The following is a 24765-nucleotide window of genomic DNA, read 5'->3' on the forward strand; positions in this document are numbered from 1 at the left end:
TCTCGCGCCTGCTGCAAGGGAAACGCCACCGATGTCGCAGACCGCAACCGCCGAGGCGCCGCAGCGCTCCGCCCTCGGCCTGCTCGGCCGGCTGCTGCTGGCCCGCGGCCGCAACCGGGCCGACCTGTGCTACGAATTCATGGGCACCCGCAACTGCCCGACCACCGACTGCACCTATCTCAACCTCGGCTACTGGCGCGACGCCACCGGCTACCGCGAGGCGGCGGAGGCCATGGTGGACCTGCTGGGCGAAGCCGCCGGCATCGGCCCGGGCGATATCGTGGTCGATGCCGGCTGCGGTTTTGGCGACCAGGACCTGCGCCTGGCCACCACGCGCGACCCGGCCCGCATCCACGCGCTGAACATCACCAGCCTGCAGGTGGAACATGCGCGAATCCACCGCGCCGATCCGCGCATCACCTATCACTGCGCCTCCGCCACGAAACTTCCCTTCGCCGATGGCAGCATCGATCGCGTGGTGTCGCTGGAGGCCGCCTTCCACTTCGACACGCGCGAGGATTTTCTGCGCGAGGCTTTCCGGGTGCTGCGGCCGGGCGGGCGTCTGGCCGTGATCGACCTGGTGCCGCTGGAACGCGAGGGCCGCGTGGTGACGGGCGGGCTGCGCGGCACGCTGGAACGCTGGGCCTCGCAGATCCCCAACGCCAATGTCTATGGCGTGACGCGCTACAACGCGCTGCTGGAGGAGATCGGCTTCACGGACCGCGTGCTGCGCTCCATCACCGATGACGTGGTGCCCGCCTATCTCACCTTCATGCGCGGCGTGCTGAACGACCCGGCCGAGGGCGCTCGCTTCCACCCGATGATCCGGGAGACGATGAAGCGCAACGGCAATCCCTTCGCCATGTCCGACTACATCCTGGTGACCGCCGGCAAGCCCTAACGCCGCCCCTCGTAGCGCACCGGCACGCCGGCCGCCGGCGAGACGAGAAAGCCCACGCGCTTCAGCGGCGGCACGCCCGGCTGCAACAGCGAAAAGCGGCAGCGGGCGAGCAAGGTCCCCAGAAGCACCTTCAGCTCGAACATCGAGAATTGCGCGCCGGGGCACATGCGCTCCCCGCCGCCGAAGGGGAAATACTCCCAGGGCGCGTAGCTGCGCTCCAGAAAACGTTCGGGGCGGAAGACCTCCGGCTCCGGGAAGAGCACCGGGTCGTAGTGCAGGATGGCGGAGGCCGCGGCGACCGTGATGCCGGGCGGAATCTCGTAGCCGCCCAGCGTCATCGGCCTGGCCAGCACGCGGTTCACATCGGTCACCGCAGGCCAGAGCCGCAGCACTTCCCGTACCACGGCATCCAGATATTGCAGTTTGCCCAGCGCCTCCGGCGCCGGTTCCTCCCCCAGCGGCGCCAGCTCCTCCAGGAGGCGCGCCAGCGCATGTGGCGTGCTGTGCAGCCAGTGCACGGCCCAGGTGAGGGAGACGGCGGAGGTTTCGTGGCCGGCGACGATGGTGGTGATGAGGTTATCGACCAGCGCGGCTTCCGACATGCCGCGGCCATCCTCGTAGCGCGCCGCCACCAGGTGGCCGAGCGTATCGCCCCGCCCCGCCCCCGCGCTTCGCGCGCGCGCGATGGCCTCCCGCAGCAGGGCTTCCAAGCGCGCCCGCGCGACCGCAAAGCGCCGGAAGGGCGGCAGCCAGTTCCATTCGAAGCGCAGTGCCGAGAGCAGCAGGAAGGACGGTCGGCCGAAGGCCAGCACGAAATCCCGCAGCGCCGCATCAAAATCCGCGCGCTGCCGGGGCGTATCGGCGCCGAAGACGGTGCGCAGGATGACGTCCAGCGCGATTTCCAGCGAGGCCTCGCGCAGCACGAATTCCTCGCCCGGCTTCCAGCGATCCGTCACCTCCCGCACCGCGTCGCGCATCATGCCGCCCTGGCGGGCCAGCACCTCCCCCTGGAAATTCGGCACCAGCAGCCGGCGGTCGCGGCGCAGGGCGCGGCCGGCGAGCTGGGCCATGCCGTTCTCGCCCAGCACGCGGCGCGGGCCGATCTCGGTATTCACGCCATATTGGTCGACGGGCGCCCCAAAGATCTGGCGCACCAGGTCCGGCCGGCCCGTCATGACGCAGCGGCGCGCGGTGCGGATGGTGAAGACATCGCCGTAGCGGCGCGCGGCCTCGCGCAGCAAGGTATAGGGATCGGCCACATAGCGTGCCGCCTGCAGTGCGCCGAAACCGGGGCCGGGGGGCAGCCGCGCCATGCTCAGCCCCGCTGCGCCAGGCGCGCGGGGGCGGGCGGCGCAAGGATTTCGCCGATGCGCCGGCCATGCTCGCCCTGCAGCAGGCCAAAGTGGTCGCAGTCCATCGTGATTCGGGCGATCGGTCGGGCGAACAGCGCCTGCCATCCCTCCCGGTAGCCGCGCGTCGCCGCCGCATCCGGCAGGCCGAGCAGATTGCCTGGCGCCGCCAGGCCGTCGCGGCATTCGAACAGCAGCACCTCGATGTCGTGGTCGAGCGGCGCCGGGCGATAGGCGCGCAGCGCATCGCCGATGGCCCAGCCGATGCGGTCCATCGCGGCGAGCTGCCGGCGCAGCTCGTCCTCCGGCAGCGGCGGCGCGGCATGCCGCAGCAGATGCGCGACCACGCGATCCAGCGCCGCGTCGCGGTCGAGCCCCGCCAGATCCTCCAGCACCAGCCGGCGCTGCATGCCCCAGCGCGCGCCGAGCCAATTGCCGGCGACGAGGTGGATATAGCCGGGGCCGAAGCCGGCTTGCAGCGCCAGCAGCGCCGGATTGCCGGGCGCATTGGCATCCAGCAGCACCAGTCTTTCGACCGCCTGGCCGGCGTCCAGAAGCTGCCGCGCGACCTCGAAGGCGATGGCGCCGCCGCCGGAATAGCCGCCGATCCGGAAGGGCGCTGGCAGGCCGCTGCGCCGCAGGGCCGCGACGTAATGCGCCGCCATCGCCTCCACCGTCGGCAGTGGCGCGCCCGTGCCATCGAGGCCCGGCGCCTCCAGCCCGAAGACGCGCTGATCGGCGCCCAGGTGATGCGCGAGCTCCGGCAGCCAATGCAGGTCGCCGGAGCCGCCATGCACGAAGATCCAGGCGGGGCCCTCGCCGGTGTCGCGGATCGGCACCAGCGGATTGCCGCCCTCCGCCATGGCGATGCGCCAGGCAGCCCGCGGTGCCGGCGGCTGGCGCGCGATGAAGGCGGCGAGCCGCGCCGGCGTCGGATGGTCCCAGAGCGCAATGGGCGGCAGGCGCACGCCGAATTCCCGCTCCGCCGCCTGCATCAGCGCGATGGCCGCGGCGGAATCCAGGCCGAGCGTGCCGAAGGGCGCATCGGGCGCCACCAGGTCCAGGCGCAGCTGCGCCGCCACCAGCGCGCAGAGTTTTTCCACCCCCGGCTCCGCCGCCGCGCGCGGCCGCAGCGGCACGGGTTCGGCGGCAGGCACCGCCACCGGCTCTACCCAATGCCGGGTGCGGGCGAAGGGGTAGCCGGGCAGGGGCAGCACGCGCCCCTGCGGCATCACGGCGGCCCAGTCCACGCTCGCGCCCGCCTGCCAGCGCGCCGCAGCCGCATGCAGTGGCCCGCCCTCGCGCTGCGACGCGTCACCCGCCAGCGCCGCGCGCAATTCCTCCGCAGTCGCGACGACGATCGCCCGGCGTGCCGCGAAGACCGCGCGTCGACGCGCGAGCGTATAGGCGATATCGCCCAGCGCCGCCTCCGGATGCCGCGCCAGCCAGCGGGCCAGCGCCGCCGCGCTGCGCTCCAGCGCCGCCGCATCGCGCGCGGAAAGCAGGACCACCTCCAGCTCTCGCGCCTCGGCGGGGGCGGGGTCGGGCGCCGAATCCTCGGCGAGGACGAGGTGGGCATTGGTGCCGCTGAAGCCGAAGGCGCTGATCGCGGCGCGGCGCGGCGCGCCATCGGCGGGCGCCGGCCAGGGCTGCGTCCCGGTCGCGATGCGGAAGGGCGTGCCGGCCAGTTCGAAATGTGGGTTCGGCCTGATGCAATGCAGGCTGGCCGGGATCGTCCGGTGCCGCAGCGCCAGCAGCAGCTTGATCAGCCCGGCGATGCCGGAGGCCGCCAGCGTATGTCCGATATTGCCCTTCACCGAGCCCAGCGCACAGTCGCCCGCAGGCCCAAAAACCTCAGCCAGCGCGGACAGTTCGATCGGGTCGCCGAGCTGCGTGCCGGTGCCATGCGCCTCCACCAGCCCGATCCGCGCCGGGTCGATGCCGTGGCGCTGATGCACGGCGCGCAGCAACCGCACCTGGGAGGCGGCACTGGGCGCCGTCAGGCTCGCGGTGCGGCCATCCTGGTTGGTGCCGGAGCCCTCGATGATGGCGAGCACGGCATCGCCATCCCGCCGCGCCAGGTCGAGCCGCTTCAGGACGACCACGCCCACACCCTCACCGGGCACAAAGCCATCCGCCGCGGCATCGAAGGGCCGGCAGCGGCCGGTGGCGGAAAGCATGCCCGCGGCGCCGGTCATCAGCTGCATCTGCGGCGTCAGCATCAGCGAGACGCCGCCGGCCAGCGCCATGTCGCATTCCCCGTCCAGGATGCTGCGCCGGGCGAGATGGGTGGCGACCAAGGCCGAGGAGCAGGCCGTATCCACCGCCAGCGCCGGCCCCTGCAGATCCAGCGCATAGGACAGCCGCGCGGCGAGGATCGAGGCCGCATTGCCGAGCAGCGTCAGCCCCGAAATCTGCGCCGGATCGCGCGGCAGCAGCTGGGAATAATCGCCCTGGCCGCAGCCGACAAAAATGCCGCAGGCGGTGCCGGCGAGACGTTCCGGCGTCTGTCCCGCATCCTCCAGCGCATGCCAGGCGGATTCCAGGAACAGCCGCTGCTGCGGGTCCATCAGCGCGGCTTCCTGCGGCGACAGGCCGAAGAAGGGGGCGTCGAAGCGATCCGCCTCCGTGATCGTGCCGGCCCAGGGGGTGGTCTCCGGGCGCTGGGCCGCCGAAAGAATGCGGCGATAGATCGCCTCCCGCCACGGCTCCTCCGGCATCGGCGTGACAGCGTCGCGGCCTTCCGCCAGCAGCGCCCAGAAGGCCTCGGCATCCGGCGCGCCGGGCAGGCGGCAGGCGAAGCCGATGATGGCGACGCGGTCCTGGTCCGCGGGCGCCGTGGCCGGGGCGTCGGCGCTGGGCTCCGGCTTGGCGGGTGGTGCGCGGGTCGGGCTGGGTGGTGGCTCGGGCGGCGTGCGGCTGGCGACGAGAGTCGCCAGGGCGCCGAGATCGGCACAGCGCCCGACCTCCTCCGCCGTGATCGCACTGTTGAAGTGGCGGTTCACCGCATCGAGCAGCGCCATGGCCGCCGCCGGCTCCAGCGCGATCTCGGCCAGCGGCGTGGCGGCCATGCAGCCCGGCAGGCGTTCGCACAGGAAATCCAGCACGTCGCGCGCGCGTCCTGTCAGCAGTGCCGGCTGCGGAGAACCGGCGCGCAGCCCGCGCAGATGGGCGGCGAGCGCGGCGAGATTCGCATGGTCATAAAGCCGCGCGGCGCTGAGCGAGAGGCCGAAGCGGTCATTGACCACACGGGTGAATTCGACGGCCAGGATGCTGTCCAGGCCGAGATCGCCGAAGCTGGCCTGCGGGTCGAGATCCGAAGGCTCCAGGAACAGCGCGGCGGCAAGCAGTCGGCGCAGCTCCTCCGCCGTGTCATCGGCCGGTGGCGGTGCCTGCGTGCTGCCGGCCAGATGATCGGCCAGCGCATCGATGGTGGCGTAGTCGTAGAGCCGCGCGGCCTGCAGTGCGGTGCCGAAGGTGGCATTCACCTCCCGCGTCAGCTCCACGGCCAGGATGCTGTCCACGCCGAGATCGCCGAAGCCGGTTGCGGTGCCAATCGCCTCCGGCTCCAGATACAGCGCCCGCGCCACCATTTTCTTCAGAACCTGACGCGGGTCCGTGGGACTCGCCGGAACGGGCGCGGGCGGCGCCGGGGCTTCGGGCACCATGACGGGGGCCGGCGGCGTGGGTGGCGCCGCCGCGGCGGGATGGTCGAACCAGCAGCGCTGCCGCGCAAAACGCGTGCCCGGCAGCGGCACGCGTCGCCGGCCGGGGCCGAGAAGGCCGGGAAAGTCCAGCGCGGTGCCCTGGACCCAGAGCGATGCGAGCGGCGCCAGCTGGCCCGCCGCCCAGATCTCGGCATGCATCGCCGCCTCGGCCGGCGGCGTGGCCGCCGCAGCCTCCGGCACCGTGCCGAGCCAGATCGCATCGCGCGGCGCCGCCGTATCCGCCAGCGCGGCGCGCGCCGCCTCCAGCCGCGCCGCGATCTCCTCGCCGGGGCGCAGCAGCAGCGCGGCGCGCGCGGCCATCGCCTCTCGTCCCAGCATCAGCGTATCCGCCATGGCCTGCGCATCCAGCGCCGGGCCCTGCGCCCGCGCATGCGCGGCGAGCGCCGCCAGCATCTCGCCCAGCCGCGCCGCATCCCCCGCCGAGACCAGCAGCAGCAGCGGCCTGGTCGGCATCACGGCGGGCGGCGCGGGTGGCGCTTCCTGCAGCACAACATGTGCATTGCTGCCACCAAAGCCGAAGGCGCTGACCCCCGCGCGCCGAGGCAGCACCGTGCCATCCCGCGCCCGCAGCGGCGCCCAGACGGCCATGCGCCCGTCCATCACCAGCGGACTTCCCGTAAGATCCACATGCGGGTTCAACTGGCGAAAATTGCGCGTCGCCGGCTGGATGCGGTGGCGCATCGCCAGCACCACCTTGATCAGCCCCGCGATGCCGGAGGCGGGTTCGAGATGGCCGAGGCTCGGCTTCAGCGCGCCGATCCGGCAGCGCGGTTCCGCCACCACATCGCCGGCCGTCGCCGCAAAGGCCTGGCGCAGCGCCAGCGCCTCCACCGGGTCGCCGAGTTCCGTGCCGGTTCCATGCGCCTCCACCCAGCCGATGCTGTCGCTGCTGATGCCGGCGCGACGGATCGCCGCCTGGATCACCGCGGATTGCGCCAGGGCATTGGGCGCGGTCAGCGATTGCGCGCGCCCGCCATGCCCTTCCGCGCTGCCCAGGATCACCGCCTGCACCGGATCGCCATCCGCCAGCGCACGGGACAGCGGCTTCAGCAGCACGCAGCCGACGCCCTCCCCCTTCACATAGCCGCGCCCCTCCGCATCGAAGGCGCGGCAGATGCCATCGGGGGCCAGGATGCCCAGGCGCTGCGTGCTGGCGAGGCTTTCGACGGACAGCATCAGGGAGACGCCGCCGGCCAGCGCCATCTCGCATTCGCCATGCGCCACCGCGCGTGCCGCGCGATGCAGCGCGACGAGGGCGGAGGAACAGGCGGTGTCCACCGCCTCGCTCGGCCCGCGCAAATCGAACAGGAAGGAGATGCGGTTGGGCAGCATGGCCGCGATATTGCCGAGCGTGATCTGGGCTCGCGCCTCCTCCCGCGCCGCGGGCAGCAGGGCGGCATAGTCGTTCACCTGCGCGCCGAAGAAGACGCCGATCTCGCGGCCCGCGAGGTCGGACATGCGCAGCCCCGCATCCTCCACGCAGTGCCAGGCCGCCTCCAGCGCCAGACGATGCTGCGGGTCCATATGCACGGCCTCCCGCAGGCTCAGCCGGAAGAAGCCGGGATCGAAGTTCTCGACGTCCTCCAAGAAGCCGCCGCGCAAGGCGAGGGAGGCATCGGGCGTGACATGCGGCTGCCAGCCCAGGCGTTCCGGTGGCAGCGGGCCGGTCATGTCCTCCGCCGCCTCCAGCCGGCGCCAGAAGGCGTCGAGATCCGGCGCGCCGGGAAAACGGCCGGACAGGCCGATGATGGCGATCGGCTCGCTGGCCGCGGGCGTCGCGGCGATGGCTGGCCTGGAGGCGGGCTGTGCGGCGGCGGGGAATGCGGCGGCGGGGAATGCGGGCGCGACCCCATGCGCCTCCAGCAGATGCCGTGCCAGCGCCGCCACGGTGCCATGCGCGAAGAAGACCGCCGGCGTGATCGCAACCCCCCAACTGTCGCTGAGAAGGGCGGCAAATTCCTTCAGCGCGATGGAGTCGAAGCCGAACTCGGCAAACCCGGTCTCGCGACCTATGCGGGCCAGGTCGATATGCAGCAGCCGCCCGATCTGCGCCGTGATGCGGCGCTCCGCCTCGGCCAGGTCGGCCGGGGCCGGCTGTGCGATGGCGGGCATGGCGGTGGGCTCCGTCTTGCGGGGGGGCGGCGGCGTGAAGAGGCGTGCGGCGGCGGCCTCGCCGGGCAGCACGGCATAGGCGCCGCTGCCCTGGGCCAGCGCGCCGTGGAAGGCGGCGAGGCCGGCCTCGGTCTCCAGCGGCGGCAGGCCGGCAGTCTTGAGGAATACCGCCTCGCCTTCCGTCGAGAGAACGCGGCGACCTTCGCGCCACAACGGCCAGCCGAGCGTGACGCTGCGCCCAGGTCGGCCGGCGGCCGCGCGTTCCTCGGCGAAGGCAGCCAAGAAGGCATTGGCCATGGCATAGTCGCCCTGGCCGAAATCGCCGAGTTCCGCGGCCAGCGAGCCGAAGGCGGCGAAGACATCCAGCGGATCCCCGGCGGTCGCCGCATCCAGCGCCCGGGCGCCCTGGATCTTTGGCGCCAGCACCCGGGCGATCTCGGACCAGTCCTTCTGCGCCAGCACGGCGCCGCCCGGCACGCCGGCCGCATGCAGCACGCCGTGGATCGGCCCGAAGCGCGCGCGCACCGCCTGCAGGGTCGCGGCGACGGCGGCGGCATCCGTCACATCCACCTGCCACCAGCCGGCCTCCGCCGCGCCGGCCTCGCGCAGCGCCGCGAGACGATCCTGCATCATCGCGCCATCGCCACGGCCGAGCAGCGCGATGCGGCCGCCGGTGCGGCGTGCGATGTCCTGGGCGAAGAGTTTGGCGAGCACGCCGCCGCCGCCGCTGAGCACGAAAGTGCCGCCGCGGCGCAGTGGCGCGGCGGTGCCCGCCGGCGGGACGGCGCGCAGCCGGCGTTCGCGCCGCCCGCCTTGCGCGGTCCAGGCCACCGGCGCCTGGCCCGGCATGGCGAGTTCCGCCAGCACCAGCGCGGCCGAAACCTCGCCCGGTGGCACTTGCACCATGCGCAGCTCTACCGGCGTGCCGACGAAGGCGAGGCTGGCGCCAAGTGGCTGCGCGGCCAGTGCCTCCGCCGTGCCGTGATGCAGCCGCAGCACGCGCGGCGCCGCCGGCGCCACCGCCTGCAGCAGCGCCACCAGCGGCCGCAGCGCGGCTTCCGTGCCTGCTGCGGTGGGCGGCATCACCACGCAGGCCTGCGGCGCGCCCTGGGCCGCGAGGGCGGCGAAATCCGCGGCTGGCGGCACTTCCACCACCCGCCAGCCGCCGGCGCGCAGCGGCGGTGCCAGCCCGGCGGGCTCGCCCAGCAGCCAGACCAGGCCGGGCGCCGCCTGCCCGGCTGCGGGTGCCTCCTCCCAAACCGGCACAAGAAGCGTCACGGCGGGCGCTGGCGCGCCGATCCAGTAGCTTTGTTCGGCGAAGGGATAGGCGGGCAGGGAGATGCGGCGACCGTGCCACTCCGCCCCGTCCGGGTCCTCGCCCGCCAGGTAGCGCGCGGCCCTTGCCTGCAACGCGGCGCTGCCGGTGCCGGATGCGCCGCGCAACCCCGCGACCAGCGCCGCGCGATCTGCGCCGATCACGGCCATGCGTTGCCCAAAATGGCTGCGGCCCATCGCCAGGGTGAAGGCGACATCGCCGAGATCGGCGGTGGGATGTGCCTCCAGCCATTCCGCCAGATCCGCAGCGCGTCGTGCCAGCGCCGGCGCATCCTTGGCCGAGAGCAGCAGCAGGAAAGGGGGTGCCACGGCCGGCGCCGGGGCGCGCGGCGGCGCTTCCGCCGCCACCACATGCGCATTGGTCCCCGAAAAGCCGAAGGAGGAGACGCCGCCGATGCGCGCGCCGCCGCCCGGCACCACCCAGTCCCGCGCCTCCGTCGCCACCGCGAAGGGCGTCTCCACCAGCCGCAGATGTGGATTTTCCGTGCGGAAATTCAGCGACGCATAGATGCGCCGATCGCGCAGCTGCAGCACGAGTTTCAGGAAGCCCGCGATGCCGGCGGCATGCGCCGCATGGCCGATATTGGTCTTCACCGAGCCCAGCGCGACGGAGCCGGGGGGGTTCGCGCCGCGGCGGAAGGCGCGGGTCAGCCCCTCCACCTCGATCGGGTCGCCGAGCGGCGTGCCGGTGCCATGCGCCTCGATCAGCGTCACCGCATCGGGCGCGATGCCGGCCGCATCCTGCGCCTCCGCGATGCAGGCGGATTGGGATTCGGGGCTGGGCGCGGTGATGCCATTGGTGCGGCCATCCTGGTTCACCGCGCTGCCGAGAATCACCGCCTCGATATGATCGCCGTCGCGCAGCGCATCGGCCAGGCGCTTCAGCACCACCACACCCGCCCCTTCGCCCGGCACGAAACCATCCGCCGCGGCATCGAAGGTGTGGCAGCGGCCGTTGGGAGACAGCATGCCCGCCTTCGCTGCCGCCACGTTGAAGCCCATCGTCGTGGTGATGAAGGCGCCGCCCGCCAGCGCCATCTCGCATTCGCCCGCGACCAGGCTGCGGCAGGCGAGGTGCAGCGCGACGAGGGAGGAGGAGCAGGCGGTATCCACCGCCAGGCAGGGCCCCTTCAGGTTCAGCACATAGGCGATGCGGGCCGCCAAAATGCTCGCGGCATTGCCCATGAAGGCGAAGGCCTCCGGCACGATGTCAAGCTGCGCCATGCGATGCGTGTAGTCGCCGCCATGCGCGCCAACGAAGACGCCGCAGCGCGTGCCGTCCAGCGCGGCCTCGCCATAGCCGGCATCCTCCAGCGCGCGCCAGGCCTCGGTCAGGAAGATGCGGTGCTGCGGGTCCGTCAGCTCCGCCTCCTTGCCGGAGATGCGGAAGAACAGCGGGTCGAAGCGGTCCGCATCGCGCAGGAATCCGCCCCATCGGAGATAGGGCGCGGCGTCCTGCGCGGTCGCGGGCAGGTCCTGCGTGGTCCAGCGCTGCGCCGGCGCCTCCGTGATGCCGGCGCGGCCCTCGGCCAGCATGGCGTGGAATTCGGCCAGGCTGGCGCTGTCGCCGAAGCGGCCCGAGAGGCCGATGACCGCGATGCGGTTGTCAGCCTTTTCCGTGCGCGAGTCCGGCATCGGCGCGGGCGCGGCGGCTTCCGCGGCGAGGCCCAGCGTGCCGAGATGCCGCGCCAGGGCCTCCGGCGTCGGATGGTCGAAGAGAACGGTGGGGCGCAGGTCGAGGCCGAAGCGGGCATTCAGCCGCGCCACCACCTTCAGCCCCATCAGCGAATCCACGCCGAGATCGACGAAGCGATCGCGCCGTTCGAACTGCGCCGCGGGCAGTTCGAGCGCCGCCGCCACATCCGCCAGCACGGCGCCGAGCAATCCCTCCGCCGGCACGGCGGATTTCGCGATGACCGATCTTGCGACGGGTGCCGCGACCGGCGCCAGGGCCACCGCCGGCTCGTCCCGCTGCGCCACCAGGATCGCCTGGCCGAAGCTGGCTTCCTCCGTCTCGCCGGGCAGGCCCTGCGCCCGGCTGATGGCAAAACCCGCGGCGGCAAATGCGGCGCGCCAGCCGGGCACGTCGAGCAGCGGCGAGCCCGGGATGCGCGCCTCGCCGGCCTCCGCCGCCCACCAGCCATCGGTCAGGCCGAAGGTCAGCGTCGCAAAATCCTGCAGCGCCGTGACCTCGTTCAGCACCAGCGCGCCGCCATCCGGCGCTACCAGCCGGTGCAGCCGGGCCAGCGCCGGCGCGATGCCGCGCATGGCATGCACGACATTGGCGGCGATGACGATGTCGAAGCCGCCGGCAGGCAGGCCCTGCGCCTCCGGATCGCGCTCCAGGTCGAAAAGCGCCGTCTCGAAGCCCGCATGCCGGTCGGCGAAGCGGGCGCGACCCGCCTGCAGGAAGGCGGCGGAAACATCGGTGTAGAGATAGCGCGCCGCGCCCAGGCCGGCGGCGCCGAGCGCGGCCAGGATCCCTTCGGTCGCACCGCCGATGCCGGCGCCGACTTCCAGGATGCGCGGCGCGGCATGGCGCCGGGCGAGCGAAACCACCGTCTCCGCCAGCGTCGCGTTGAACTGGTCCGCCAGGCGATTGCCGCGATAGACGCCTTCCACCAGCGTCATGTCGCCATTCGGGAACAGGATCTCGGGCGCGGTGATGCGACCCTGCAGCAGCGCCGGCAGGTTTTGGGTGCAGCGCGCGAGCAGCGCGAGGAAGGGCGCCATCGCGGGTGCCTTCGCCACCAGCGCCTGCCGAGCCGCCTCCAGCGCGGCCGCGGTCTCCGGCACGAAGCCGGGCGCAGGCCGCAGCAGCCCGTCGCGCCAGGTGACGGCGCCCGCGCGTTCCAGCATCGCCAGCAGCGCCGCGTGCAGCCCGTGCCGCGCCGGCTGGAGGCCCAGCGTGCGGATCAGCCCGGCCGGGGTATGCGCCCGGCGCCCGTGAAAAAGGCCGAGTTCGCCATAGGCGGCGGCCAGCGCCTGCCGGCCCCAATCCTCCACGCGGGCGAAATCGGCGCCCTGGGTGGCGAGATCGGGCGCGGTCTTGCCCGATGGCGGGACGAAATGGCGGCTGCGGCTGAAGGGCGCGCTGGGCAGGCTGATGCGTCGCGCCGCGGCATCGCGCGCCGCCGCGGCGCCAGGCACGGCGCCGCCCTGCAGGAATCGCGCGGCCCAATCCTCCAGCGCCGACCCGGCCGGCAGCGGCGCGAGGCCCGGCGCCTCCGCCCCGCTGCCCGTCATCACCCCTTCCGCCACGCCGTCGCGGGCGAAGGCGGCCAGGCGGGCGCGCAGCGTGGCGAGATCGGGCGCGAGGGTGGCCAGCCGCTGCGGCAGAACGGCGCGGCCCTCGGCCAGGGTGAAGGCAAGATCCCGCGCCTCGCAGGGCGGCACCTCGGCCAGCAGCGCGGCCTGGCGACGCAGCACGGCCTCGCTGCGGGCCGACAGCAGGAACAGGCGCGGCTGCGGCACCTCCGCCGCGCGCGGCGCAGCAGCGGGCGCCTCTTCCAGCACCAGATGCGCATTGGTGCCGCTGAAGCCGAAGGCGGAAAGCGCGGCGCGGCGCGGATGCGCGCCCGTCGGCCAGGTTTTTGACACGCGCGGGACGACGAAGGGCGTATTCGCCAGATCCAGTCGCGGATTGGGATGGACGAAATGCGGCTGCGGCGGAATCACGCCGTGGCGCAGCATCAGCAGCAGCTTCAGCAGCCCGGCGACGCCGGCCGCCGTCAGCGCATGGCCGATCGCCGCCTTGGCCGAGCCGAGCGCGATGCTCCCCTTGGGCGCACCGCCCAGCGCCCGCAGCGCGGCCGAAAGTCCCTCCAGTTCGATCGGGTCGCCGAGCGGCGTGCCGGTGCCATGCGCCTCGATATAGTCGAGCCCGGTGGGGTTGAGGCCGGCCTGGCGCCAGACCGCCTCCTCCAGCGCCGCCTGGGCGCTGGCGCTGGGCGCGGTGATGCCGTTGGTGCGGCCATCCTGGTTCAGCCCGCTGGCGCGGATCACGCCATGGATCACATCGCCGTCGCGCAGCGCCTCCGCCAACCGCTTCAGCACCACCACCCCCGCACCCTCGCCAGGGACAAAACCGTCCGCCGCGGCATCGAAGGCGTGGCAGGCGCCGGTCGGGGAAATGGCGCCGCCGCGCGCCATGGCGGTGACGAAGGCGGGGGTGGAGATCACCGCCGCACCGCCGGCGAGCGCCAGGTCGCAGCCGCCGGAGCGCAGGCTCTCGCAGGCCAGGTGGATGGCGGCGAGCGAGGAGGAGCAGGCGGTATCCACCGCGATCGCCGGCCCCTTGAGGTTCAGGTGATAGGCGATGCGCGCGGCGAGGATGGAGGCGACATTGCCGAGCAGGCCCAGCGGATCCTCCGCCGCCGCGGTGCCGGCGAAGCGATGCGCGTAATCGCCGGACCCGGCGCCGGCGAAGACGCCGCAGCGCGTGCCGGCGATGGCGGCGCCGGCATGGCCCGCATCCTCCAGCGCCAGCCAGGCCTGTTCCAGGAACAGCCGCTGCTGCGGATCGATCAGCGCCGCCTCGGCGGGGGCGATTCGGAAGAAGGACGGGTCGAAGTCCTCGGCATCCGGCAGGAAGCCGCCGCGCAGGCCGGGCGCCGCCGTGCCCCATCGGGCGGCGGGCGCCTCGGTCAGGGAATCGCCGCCGGAGGCGAGCAGGGCCCAATAGGCCTCGAGGTCCGCGCAGCCGGCGAAGCGCCCGGCCATGCCGATCACGGCGATGGCGTCGCCGCCTGGCGGCGCAGTGATCTTGCCGCCTGGCGGCGCAGTGGTCTCATCCCGCGGCGGCGCGGCCGGGGGCTCCGGCAGGCGGCGCAGCAGACGCTCGGCCTCCACCGCGCCGATCTCGCCCTCCGCCACCATGCGGAAGATGATGGATTTCAGGCTCGGGGCGGGGGCGCGTCCGGGAGCGGGTGGTGCCGTCATGCTTTCACCCCCATCCCTTCGTTGCATCGCCCGCCCGGGACACAAGTATCACGCGAGGACGGGCAGATGATGCTTCCCAAGGCACCCGTTCCGCAATAGTGTTCAACCGAAGCGAAGCGTCGGAGAGAACGCCGTGCCCAGCATCGTTTTCAGGAAGCGAGCCACCTTGCGCGGCGTGCGGAAGGTTTCCGTGGTGAAGATCGGGCGGCATGGGCGGGCGCAGGAACGCGTCCTGTTCCGCTCGCGCGGCGGCAGCCGGGCGGAGGATGTGGTGAACGACATCCTGGACGACGGCGTGCGCATCCATGTGGTGCGGCCGCATAGCGGCGTGGTGCGGTCCGGGGAGCTGGACGATGCCGGGCCGCGCCGACGCAAGCAGGCGAAGATCCTGAAGCCGCTGGAGCGCGGCATGCGGAAGCTGATCCGCCGCCAGCTCGGCGTGGCGCAGATCTATCTGGCGCGGCACGAACGCTCCAACCGCCGCAAGCGCGACGGCTGGTTGAAGGACCTGCCGCGCAATGTCTTCCGCGCGGTGCGCGACAGCGACTGATCCGGTCCTCTGTTGTCCTTCGGGCGGCCGGCCCGGCAAGGGAGAGAAGGGTTCGCAATGACCGACGCAACCACCACCCGCAAGGCGCCGCCGCCACCGACGCCGGAGGACAACGACGAATTCTACATCGTCGATCTCGGCCGGCAGAGCCGCAAGCGCATCCGCCGCCTGCGCCGCGGCGCCGGGCCGCTGATGCGCAAGGTGGACAATTCGGTGGAGGCACTGCGCGAGGACGGCGTCATCAAGGCCGATGCCTCCGTCGTCGTCGTCCTGGTGCGGGAGAAGGCGACGCTCGCCTCCCTGCTCGATGACGATGATGACGACGATGATGACGATGACGACGACGATGATGATGATTGAGCCGCGGCGCGGCTGACGGGAAGCGGTCGCGCTTGGACGGATCGGGGCAGCTGCCCACGGCGCGCTTCGCGGCGTGCGACCTCGGCGATCGGGACTTCCTCGCAGCCCATGGCGTGCGGCTGGCCTATGTGGTCGGCGCCATGGTCAAGGGCATTGCCTCGGAGCCGATGCTGGAGCGGCTGGCGCGGGCCGGGCTGCTGGGGTTCTTCGGAGCGGGGGGCTGCGCGCTGCCGCGCATCGCGCAGGCGATCGACCGGCTGCAGGCGGCCCTGCCGCCGGAGGCGCCCTGGGGCATCAATTTCCTTCACAACTTCGTGCTGCCGGCGCAGGAGGAGGCGCTGGTGGACCTGCTGCTGGCGCGCGGCGTCACGCGCATCGAGGCCTCGGCCTTCGTCCAGGTGACGCCGGCGCTGGTTCGCTACCGGCTCCACGGGCTGGCGCGGGATACGGCGGGCGTCGTGCGGCCGCGCAACCGGGTGATGGCGAAGCTGTCGCGGCCCGAAGTGGCGCGGCAGTTCCTGGCACCGCCGCCCGCTGACATCGTGGCGGCGTTGGCTTCGGCCGGGCGCGTCACACCTGACGAAGCGGCGCTTTCGCAGAAGATCCCGCTGGCGGACGATATCTGCGCGGAGGCGGATTCAGGTGGCCATACGGATCGCCGCGTCGCCTTCACACTGGTCCCCCATTTCTGCCAGTTGCGCGACAGCCTGGCCGCCGCGCACGGGCTGGCGCAGCGCGTGCGGATCGGCGCGGCCGGCGGCCTCGGCACGCCGGAGGCGATCGCGGCGGCCTTCATGCTGGGCGCCGATTTCGTCCTCACCGGCTCGATCAACCAGGCGACGCCGGAGGCCGGGACCAGCGAGGCGGTGAAGGACCTGCTGGCCCAGGCCGGCATCGCGGATACGGACATGGCCCCCGCCGGCGACATGTTCGAGATCGGCGCCAAGGTCCAGGTGCTGCGCCGCGGCACGCTGTTTCCGGGCCGCGCGCAACGGCTCTATGAACTCTATCTCCGCCACGAGGGCCTGCACGAGATTCCCGCCGCGACACTGACAGAGATCGAGACGCGGTGGTTCGGCCGCAGCGTCGCGGATGTCTGGGCGGAGACCGCCGCCTACTACGCCCGCGCCGCGCCGGCGGAGCTGGCGGCGGCGGAGGCCAATCCGAAGAAGCGCATGGGCATGGTCTTCCGCTGGTACTTTGTTCACACCAACCGCCTGGCGATCGAGGGACGGGCCGCGGATCGTGCGAATTTCCAGGTGCATTGCGGCCCGGCCATGGGCGCGCTGAATGGCTGGCTGGCAGGCACGCCGCTGGCGGACTGGCGCGCGCGGCATGTGGATGTGCTGGCGGAGCGGTTGATGGCGGGCGCCGCCGAGGTCGTTTCCCAACGCCTGGCGGCGCTGGTTGCGCATCGGCGATGACGGTCTGGCTGGGCTATGACCAGGCGGCGCTCGATGCCGCCTATGACCAGCGCGTCTGGGCGCCGGACATGGCGGAATGGCTGGCCCGCTACCGGGCCGATACAGCGGCGGCCCGCGCCGCGCTGCGACCGGAGATACTCTCCTATGGTCCGCATCTGCTGGACCTTTACCCGGCGCGCGGTACCCCGCGCGGCATCCACCTGCACATCCATGGCGGCGCCTGGCGGGCGCAATCCCGGGATGATTCGGGCTTCCTGGCGCCGGCGCTGACGGCGGCGGGTTTTGCGGTCGCGGTGCCGGATTTCAGCCTGCTGCCGGCGCGCCGCCTTCCGGATGTGGTGGCGGAGCTGCGGGACTGCGTCGCCTGGCTGCGGCCGCGCGGGCCGATTCACCTCTCGGGCCATTCCTCCGGCGCGCATCTGGCGGCCGTGCTGGCGACCGAGATGGCCTTTGCCAGCGTCACCCTGGTCTCCGGCATCTATGACCTGGCACCCGTGCTGCTCTCCGCCCGTCGCCACTATGTGCAGCTCGAGGCCGCGGAGGCCGCGGCGCTGAGCCCGATCCGCCAGGCCGCGCGCATCGCGCCCCCGCTGCGCCTGGCCTGGGGCACGGCGGAAAGCCCGGAATTCATCCGGCAATCCGAGGCCATGGCGGCGGCGACCGGCGCCGAGACCTTCGTGCTGCCGGGCGTGAACCACTTTGGTGCCGCCTATGCGCCGGCGCAGGGGCCACTCCAAGCGGCGCTGACCGCCTGAGAGACCCCGCGCGTGACTCCCGTGTTTCCGACGGTTTCACGCGAGACCTGTTTTGTCTTGCAACGATCGGCCGGCGCGATAGCGTGCGACCCGTCACGCGGCGCAGGTCGCGATGCGCGGGGGGCTGCCGATGTCGAATGTCGCGGGCAAGGCCTATGGGATGAACGTCGTCACCCCCATGCGGCCCTGGAAGACCTGGATCAACCGGCTGCTCTTCATGGTGGCGCGGACCCAGCCGCAGCAGCTGGGCGGCTTGCTCGGCCTGTCCATCATCCACTTCGCGCGCTGGGTGATGATCAAGCGGGACCAGTGGCCGGACCTTGGCCAGGGCAGGCCGGATATCGAGAACGACTACATGCTGTTCGTCAGCAACTTCAACGGCACCTGGGACCAGTATATCGACGCCTTCAGCGACGGCATCCCCAACGGGCTCGACCTGTTCTGGTATTCCAGCACGAAGTACCCGGGCTCCATCCCGATCACGCCGTTCAAGAACTATATCCGCGCCAATCAGGTGGACACCGACTACTACTACAACGCCACCCCTGGCGCGGCGCAGCGCGACATCAAGGCGGCGCTGCGGCTGTGGTCGGTGCTGGATGATCTGCGCAGCCAGCATGCGACGCTGCCGCCCGCGGACTTCGCGGAGGCATTCCGGAAAGCCTTCGTCGCCGTGCAGAACGACCTGCCCTCGCCCGGCTATGCGCCGGTGGCGAGCAACGACACGCAGAATGCCGACCTGAACCGCGAGGCGCTGATCCGCCGGCCACCGACCTGAGAGGGAGACCGCGCATGCCCAATTTCGACGGCGGCCACTACTTCCTCACCGCCCTGATCCCGGTGCGTACCGGACTCTGCGCCGATCCGCGCACGGATGCGACCGTCACCTCCCATGCGCATGAGCTGCGCGCGACGCTGGCGGCGATGCCGACCGCGCTGCAGACGCCGGCGACGGAGAAGATCGGCATCAACAGCCCATTCGCGCGCAGCAACCGCACGCATTTCGCGCGCTTCGCCATTCTGGACGATGTCGCCTTCAATGGCCGCGGCCAGCGCGACCCGATCAAGGTGGCGCTGAAGCTGGCGCCGCAGCCGAGCGAGGCGGATCCGGTGGACCGGCTGCCCTGTTCCTATCTGATCTTCGTGGTGGATTTCGACGCGCCGGATGGCAGCGAGGCCGCGCTGACGGATTACCTCACCCATCTCTGGTCCGTCATGGAGCCGGAGCTGCGGGCGATCCTGGTGCATACGGAAGGGCATGAGCGCGCCAAGGATGCCGCGGGCTTCGTGCGGCTGATCCGCGCCTGCCAGCTTGAGACCACCATGCCTTTCAACGACTACTGGCAGGGCGCCCCGCCGCTGGTGCCGCTGCCGCTGAAGCCCCTGCTGATTCCGGCGATCCTCGCTGCCGGGGCGCTGGTGCTTGGGCTGGTGATCGGCATTTTCGCGAAGGGCTGGCTCTGGCTGGCGCTGGCCGGTCTGGTGGCGCTGCCGCTGGCCCTGTGGTGGGCCTGGAGCCGCGTGATGCAGGCCGGCGCAAAGCCCTTTCCCATGGCGCCGCGCTCCGACCTGCCTTCGGTGCTGAAGGCGCTCTACCTGCAGCAGCAATTCACCCGCTTCGCGATCGCGACGCAGGGCCAGGGGCCGGAGGCGCTGCACGCCGCCTTCGGCGCCTTCCTGGCGGCGCATCGGCCGGAGGATGTGGCCGCGCCCACCCAGCACCGGGGCGTGGTGCGAAGCTGAGGAGGCGATGACCATGGCAACCCAGCTCGATCTCGCGGATATCCAGGGCAATGTCCTGACCGCCTATGGGCGCCTCGGCTTTCCCAAGGGGCGCTGCCTGCTGCTGAATATCGGCGATGCGCGGGCCGGGCGCACGCTGCTCGACATGGTGCGGCCCTATGTCACCACGGCGCTGCGCTGGCCTTCCTCCAAGGACAAGGCGCCACCGCCGGGCACGGTCTTCCAGCGGCGCCCGCAGGTCGCGGTGAATGTCTCCTTCACCTTCTGGGGGCTGCTGGCGCTGGGCGTGCCGATCCGCACGCTGCGCGGCATGCCGGACGAATTCATCGACGGCATGCCCGCCCGCGCCGATATCCTGTGCGACAATTTCCCGCATGCGATCGGCGAGACCTGGGACCCGGTCTGGCTGTGGCGGGAGGATCCGCGGCGGCGCGTGCATGTGCTGCTGACGCTGAATGCGCAGGCCAATCCGGATGGCACGCCCGTGGCGCGGCTGGATGAGCTGACGGCGGAGATCGAGGCCCTGGTGCGCGCCACCGAGGGCAAGGTGACGCTGCTCGCCGGCCATCGCGGGCCGGAGGCGCGCTGGCAGGATCTTTCGGCCCTGATGGAGCGCCTGCCGGATGGCAGCATGGCGCCGACGCCGAAGGAGCATTTCGGCTTCACCGATGCCATCGGCGATGCAGTCTTCGACGGGCAATACTCGCCGGACCGGATGGCCACGGCCGTGATCGGGCAGGGCAAGCTGTTGCCGGACCAGAGCTGGGCGCCGCTGGCCACCGGCGAATTCCTGCTCGGCCATCCGGATGAATCGCAGGAGATCCCCTCGGCCGGCATGCCGCTGGATTTCAGCCGCAACGGCACCTTCGTCGCCTATCGCAAGCTGCACCAGAATGTCGCTGCCTGGCATGCCGCGATGGACCGCATGGCGGTGCAGTTCGCCGCCGTGATGGGCGTGCCGCAGGAGGAGGCCTGCGAGACGCTGAAGGCCAAGATCGCCGGCCGCTGGACGGATGGCGTGCCGCTGATGGCGGCCCCCACCTATCCCGAATGGCGCGCCTTCCAGCAGCGCCGCGCGACGGCGGAGGCGCAGGACGACAAGGCGACGCTCCTCGCCCTGGCGCGCGCCATGGTGGACTTCACTTTTCGGAGCGATCCGCTCGGCGCGAAATGCCCTTTCGGGTCGCATCTGCGGCGGTCCAATACGCGGGACATGATGGACCCGCTGCTGGCCTCGGATGATCCGAAGCAGCTGAACGGCTCCGTCCTCAACAACCGCCGCCGCATCCTGCGTCGCGGCCTGCCCTATGGCGGCGCGGCGCCGGGCGCGACCGCGGATGACCAGGAGCATGGCATCGTCATGCTGGCGACCTGCGCGAACCTGTTCCGGCAGTTCGAATTCGTGCAGCAGCAATGGATGCAATACGGGCTGGACTTCAACACCGGCAACGACACCTGCCCGATCGTCGGCAATCACGGCGAGGATGCGAAATTCGTCATCGCGGCCGATCCCGCATCCGGCAAGCCGCCCTTCATCTGCGACCGCCTGCCGCAATTCGTCGAGACACGCGGCGGCGAGTATTTCTTCACGCCCAGCATGACCGCACTGCGGATGATCGCCGCCGGCATCGTCGATCCGACATGAGCCTTTTCGGGAATGTCGCCAGCGCGGCGGGCGTGCGGCTGGGCATGGTGGGTGCGGCGCTGGGGGCGGCCGGCAAGCTGGCGGTGCGCGGCGCCAGAGCCTATGCCGGCGGGGCGGAGGGGCGCGGGCCGCGCATCGCGGCGCTGCTGGGCGCCACGGAAAACCAGCGCCTGGTCTTCGACCTGCTGCGCGCGACGAAACCCAACCTGGCGCTGTCCCGCAAGCTGATCGCGGCCTACGAAAACACCGGCACCGTGATCGTCACGCGCCATGCCGATGTGACGGAGGTGCTGGAGCGCGAGAGCGATTTCGCCGTCGTCTACGAGCCGAAGATGCGCGCCATCACGAATGGCCAAAACTTCTTCCTCGGCATGCAGGACAGCCCCGCCTATACGCGCGACGTGTCGAACATGCGGCTCGCCGTGCGGCGCAGCGACGTAGCGGAGATCGTGATTCCCCATGTGGCGACGCAGGCCGATGCGATCGTCGCGGCCGCCGGCGGGCGCATCGACGTGCCGCAGGCCTTGACCCTGCCGGTGCTGACCGGGCTGCTCGGCGCCTATTTCGGCACGCCCGGCCCCTCCGGCCCCGTCATGGCCGACTGGACCACGCGGATGTTCTGGTACCTCTTCGTCGACCTGGCGGGGGAGGCGGCGGTGACGCGCGCGGCGATGGATTCGGCCAGTGCCTGCCGCGCCTATCTCGACGCCACCATCGCGACGCGCAAGGCGGCACCCACCGGCACGGACCAGGTGCTGGACCGCTGCCTGGCGCTGCAGGCCGCAGGCGTGCCGGGCATGGACGACCTCGGCATCCGCAACAACCTGATCGGCCTGCTGATCGGGCTGGTGCCGACCCTGTCCAAGGCCAGCGTGAAGGCGCTGGACACGCTGCTGGACCGGCCGGATGCGCTCGCCGCCGCGCAGGACGCTGCGCGCCGCGATGACGACGCCGCGCTCGCCGCCCTGCTGTGGGAGGCGCTGCGCTTCGACCCCGTAAACCCCTTCATCTATCGCCGCGCGGTGCGGGAGACGGTGATCGCCCGCGGCACGCTGCGGGCGCAGCGCGTGCCGGAGGGCGCCATGGTGCTGGCCGCCAACCTTTCGGCCATGTTCGACCCCATCGCGCATGAGCGGCCCGAGGAGTTTCGCGCCGGACGCGGGCCGGAGGCCTATATCCTCTGGGGCTATGGCATGCACACCTGCTTCGGCGCGCATATCAACCAGGCGGTGATCCCGCAGCTGCTGAAGCCGCTGCTGCGCCGCCCGGGCCTGCGCCGCGCCGGCCCGGTGGATGGCGCGGGCACGCCCTTCCCGGTGCATTTCCCGGTGACCTTCGACGCCGCCTGAACGGCTTGCCGCGTCGCCTGCAGGCTGGTCTGCTGCCGGAAACGGAGGAGGCCGGCATGGCGAGACTGCCCTATCGCGACGTCGCGGATCTGGCGCCGCAGGACCAGGCGCTGCTGGTGCGGCCGATCAACCTCTACCGCGCCATGGTGAACAGCCCGGGCATGACGCGCGCCTTCCTGGGGCTCGCGCACCACATCCGTCATCACAGCGCCCTGGATGCGCGGCTGCGGGAGCTGGCGATCCTGCAGGTGGGCTGGGTGACGCGTAGCCCCTACGAATGGTCGCACCACGTGGCGATCGGCCGCGACTTCGGCGTGACGGATGACGATATCCGCGCCATTGCCGTGGAGACCGATGGCGGCACCTCCGCCCTGGAGCCCGCCGCCCGCGCCGTGCTGCGCGCCGCGCGCGAAATGGCGGAGGGTGCCGATACGCTGAGCGACGCCACCTTCGCCGAGGTGCAGGCGCATCTGGACCTGGCAAGCGTCACCGACCTGCTGGTGATCATCGCCTTCTATTGCGGCGTGGTGCGCTTTCTCGGCGCGGCGGGGATCGAGGTGGAGCCGTCCTACCAGCCCTGCCTCGACGAGCACCCGCTGCCTTAACCGGCGATCTGCGGGAAGTCCTCGCGCAGCGCGGCGAAGGCGGCTCGCACCTCGCTGCCATCCCCGCGCCGCTCCGCCGCGGCATCGATCCGGGCAAAGATCTGGCGCTTGGCGTAGTGGCGCCAATGGATCGGCAGGCTGGCGAGGATCCTGGTCAGTTCCGCGTAATTCGCATCGGTCCAGACCTGCTCATAGGCCTCGCGCTCCGGACCCGGATCGAAATCGCGGCGCGGTGCGACGGCCAGGGCGGCGCGCAGGCGCTGGGTTTCCGCCGCATCGCCCGGAACGACGCCGTAGTCGCGCGCCGCCGCCTCGGCCGAAATCTTGCCCGCGGCGAGGTCCGCTTCCACCGCCGCCACCGGCCTCTCCCAGGCCGGCCCCCAGCCGGAGGCGCCGGAGCAGACGATGCGGATGACATCGCCGGGGTCCAGCGTCACCACATCCGTATTGCCGAGATTCTCGGCCCGCGCCGTGCCCGGATTGCGCCAGAACTGGGAAGCCGCGCCGGGCAGCCCGCCCTGCACGCCCCAGGACCGGAAGCGGGACCGGTCGCGGTTGCGCGCCGTCACCACCGTGCCCGGCGCATGCACCCGGAACTCCAGCACCGTCGCCATGCCGCCGCGATGGCGGCCCGCGCCGCCGGAATCCGGTTCCAGCCCATAGCGCAGGATGCGGATCGGCACTTCCGCCTCGTTGATCTCCACCGGCGTGTTCTTCAGGAAGCCGCTATTGCCGCCGGATCCGTCATTGCCGTCCGCATCCGGCGCACCGCCGCCGCCCCCGGTGATGGGGTCGATCGCCGCCATCACGCGGCGGCCGGTGCGGTTGTCCGTGGTGTTGACGTTCATCATCGGCCCGCCGCTGGCCGGCCCGGCCGGCAGCCGGTCCGGCACCGCGCGCTGGAAGGCGCCCATCAGCACGCCCTGCAGCCGCATGCAGGTCATCGACCGCATGCCGACCGCGGCGGGGAAGACCGGGTTCAGCACGGTCCCCTCCGGCACGATGCAGGTCGCCGGCCGCACCAGCCCGCCATTCAGCAGCATGGTCGGGTCCAGCGTGTAGAGCACATAGTTCCATCCCACCATGAGCAGGATGTGCCGCGCCGATCCGCCCGTGGGCATATTGAGCGATGCCGCGAGTTGCGGGTCGGATCCCGTGAAATCCAGCTCCGCCGTCTCGCCCCGGATGCGCATGTTGAGCTGCAGGCGGCAGGGCAGGCCGCCAGGCGAATCCTCGTCCAGGTAGTCGTGGAACTCGTAGTCGCCATCCGGGATCGAGGCCAGCACACGCCGCGCCTGCCTGTCCGCGAGATCCAGCAGCCCCTCCATGCCCGCACGAAACGTCGCCAGGCCGAAGCGGCGGATCATTTCGTGCACCTTGCGCTCGCCGGTGGTCATGGCGGCGAGCTGAGCCTTGAGGTCGCCCCAGTTCTGCGTCGGCGCGCGCACATTCAGCAGCATGATGTCCAGCAGCCGTTGGTCCAGCACCCCCTCCGCCACCAGCTTCACGGGCGGGAAGCGGATGCCTTCCTGGTGCACCTCCGTCAAAGCGCGGGAGAGGGAGGCGGGCACCGCGCCGCCGACATCCGTGTTGTGGATATGCCCCACGGCGAAGCAGACCAGCTCGCCCTCCCAGAAGATCGGCTTCCACAAATGGATGTCGGGCGAATGGGTGCAGACGAAGCCGCTGTAGGGATCGTTGGTCATGCCAACATCGCCCTCGCGATAATCGGTCAGCGCGCGGATCACCGGCCCGTATTCCAGTCCGATGAACCAGGTGGCGCCCAATTCGCGCGGGCTCGCGAAGGTCAGCCCCTCCGGCGTGCAGAGGCCGGTGGTGAAATCCTCGGTCTCCTTCACGAAGGTGGAATGGGCGGTGCGGAACAGGGTGAAGGCCATCGCCTCCGCCGCCGCCTGGGCGTGGTTGCCGAAGATCTGCAGGGTGACCGGGTCGATCGACATGGCGTGT

The 24765-nt window shown here is 71.7% G+C and carries 13 protein-coding genes; 10 read left to right on the top strand and 3 right to left on the bottom strand.

The window, feature by feature from the left end:
- Positions 1–31: 31 nt before the first annotated feature.
- Positions 32–901 carry a class I SAM-dependent methyltransferase gene (locus tag ACTIF1_RS05280; RefSeq protein ID WP_439595338.1) on the top strand — a complete coding sequence of 290 codons (870 nt, stop codon included), beginning with the start codon at positions 32–34 and terminating at the stop codon, positions 899–901.
- On the opposite strand, the gene ACTIF1_RS05285 is transcribed toward ACTIF1_RS05280, so the two are convergent.
- Both ACTIF1_RS05285 and ACTIF1_RS05290 read right to left on the bottom strand, forming a co-directional pair.
- A complete protein-coding gene (locus tag ACTIF1_RS05285) occupies positions 898–2214 on the bottom strand; it encodes a cytochrome P450 (protein WP_439595339.1) in 1317 nt (438 codons plus the stop codon). The genes ACTIF1_RS05280 and ACTIF1_RS05285 overlap by 4 nt on opposite strands.
- A 2-nt stretch (positions 2215–2216) precedes the next feature.
- The gene (locus tag ACTIF1_RS05290; RefSeq protein WP_439595340.1) at positions 2217–14366 is read right to left on the bottom strand and encodes an SDR family oxidoreductase; all 12150 of its coding nucleotides are present in this window, start codon (positions 14364–14366) and stop codon (positions 2217–2219) included.
- A gap of 175 nt (positions 14367–14541) precedes the next feature.
- On the opposite strand from ACTIF1_RS05290, the gene ACTIF1_RS05295 reads away from it, so the two are divergent.
- From ACTIF1_RS05295 to ACTIF1_RS05335, 9 genes are all read left to right on the top strand, one after another.
- Positions 14542–14916 (top strand): hypothetical protein, encoded by a 375-nt coding sequence (locus tag ACTIF1_RS05295; RefSeq protein WP_439595341.1) that lies wholly within the window; start codon positions 14542–14544, stop codon positions 14914–14916.
- A gap of 57 nt (positions 14917–14973) precedes the next feature.
- The gene (locus tag ACTIF1_RS05300; RefSeq protein ID WP_439595342.1) at positions 14974–15276 is read left to right on the top strand and encodes a hypothetical protein; all 303 of its coding nucleotides are present in this window, start codon (positions 14974–14976) and stop codon (positions 15274–15276) included.
- Positions 15277–15308: 32 nt separating this feature from the next.
- Positions 15309–16700, top strand: coding sequence for a PfaD family polyunsaturated fatty acid/polyketide biosynthesis protein (locus ACTIF1_RS05305; RefSeq protein ID WP_439595343.1), 1392 nt, complete (start codon positions 15309–15311; stop codon positions 16698–16700).
- Positions 16697–17455: an alpha/beta hydrolase gene (locus ACTIF1_RS05310; protein ID WP_439595344.1), complete on the top strand. Its 759-nt coding sequence runs from the start codon at positions 16697–16699 to the stop codon at positions 17453–17455. Before ACTIF1_RS05305 ends, ACTIF1_RS05310 begins: the two co-directional genes overlap by 4 nt.
- A gap of 130 nt (positions 17456–17585) precedes the next feature.
- Positions 17586–18233 (top strand): hypothetical protein, encoded by a 648-nt coding sequence (locus ACTIF1_RS05315; protein ID WP_439595345.1) that lies wholly within the window; start codon positions 17586–17588, stop codon positions 18231–18233.
- 14 nt (positions 18234–18247) lie between these two features.
- On the top strand, positions 18248–19198 hold the full coding sequence (locus ACTIF1_RS05320) for a hypothetical protein (protein ID WP_439595346.1): 951 nt from the start codon (positions 18248–18250) through the stop codon (positions 19196–19198).
- A gap of 13 nt (positions 19199–19211) precedes the next feature.
- Complete coding sequence (locus ACTIF1_RS05325; RefSeq protein WP_439595347.1) at positions 19212–20843, top strand: Dyp-type peroxidase; 1632 nt, start codon at positions 19212–19214, stop codon at positions 20841–20843.
- Entirely contained in the window at positions 20840–22192 is a 1353-nt protein-coding gene (locus ACTIF1_RS05330) for a cytochrome P450 (RefSeq protein WP_439595348.1), read from the top strand. The genes ACTIF1_RS05325 and ACTIF1_RS05330 overlap by 4 nt, the downstream gene beginning before the upstream one ends.
- Positions 22193–22248: 56 nt before the next feature.
- A complete protein-coding gene (locus tag ACTIF1_RS05335) occupies positions 22249–22797 on the top strand; it encodes a carboxymuconolactone decarboxylase family protein (protein WP_439595349.1) in 549 nt (182 codons plus the stop codon).
- On the opposite strand, the gene ACTIF1_RS05340 is transcribed toward ACTIF1_RS05335, so the two are convergent.
- Complete coding sequence (locus ACTIF1_RS05340) at positions 22794–24758, bottom strand: hydantoinase B/oxoprolinase family protein (protein WP_439595350.1); 1965 nt, start codon at positions 24756–24758, stop codon at positions 22794–22796. The two genes, ACTIF1_RS05335 and ACTIF1_RS05340, sit on opposite strands and share 4 nt — an antisense overlap.
- Between the last annotated feature and the right edge of the window lie 7 nt (positions 24759–24765).

The organism is Falsiroseomonas sp., assembly GCF_051860665.1.
GTDB lineage: Bacteria > Pseudomonadota > Alphaproteobacteria > Acetobacterales > Acetobacteraceae > Falsiroseomonas.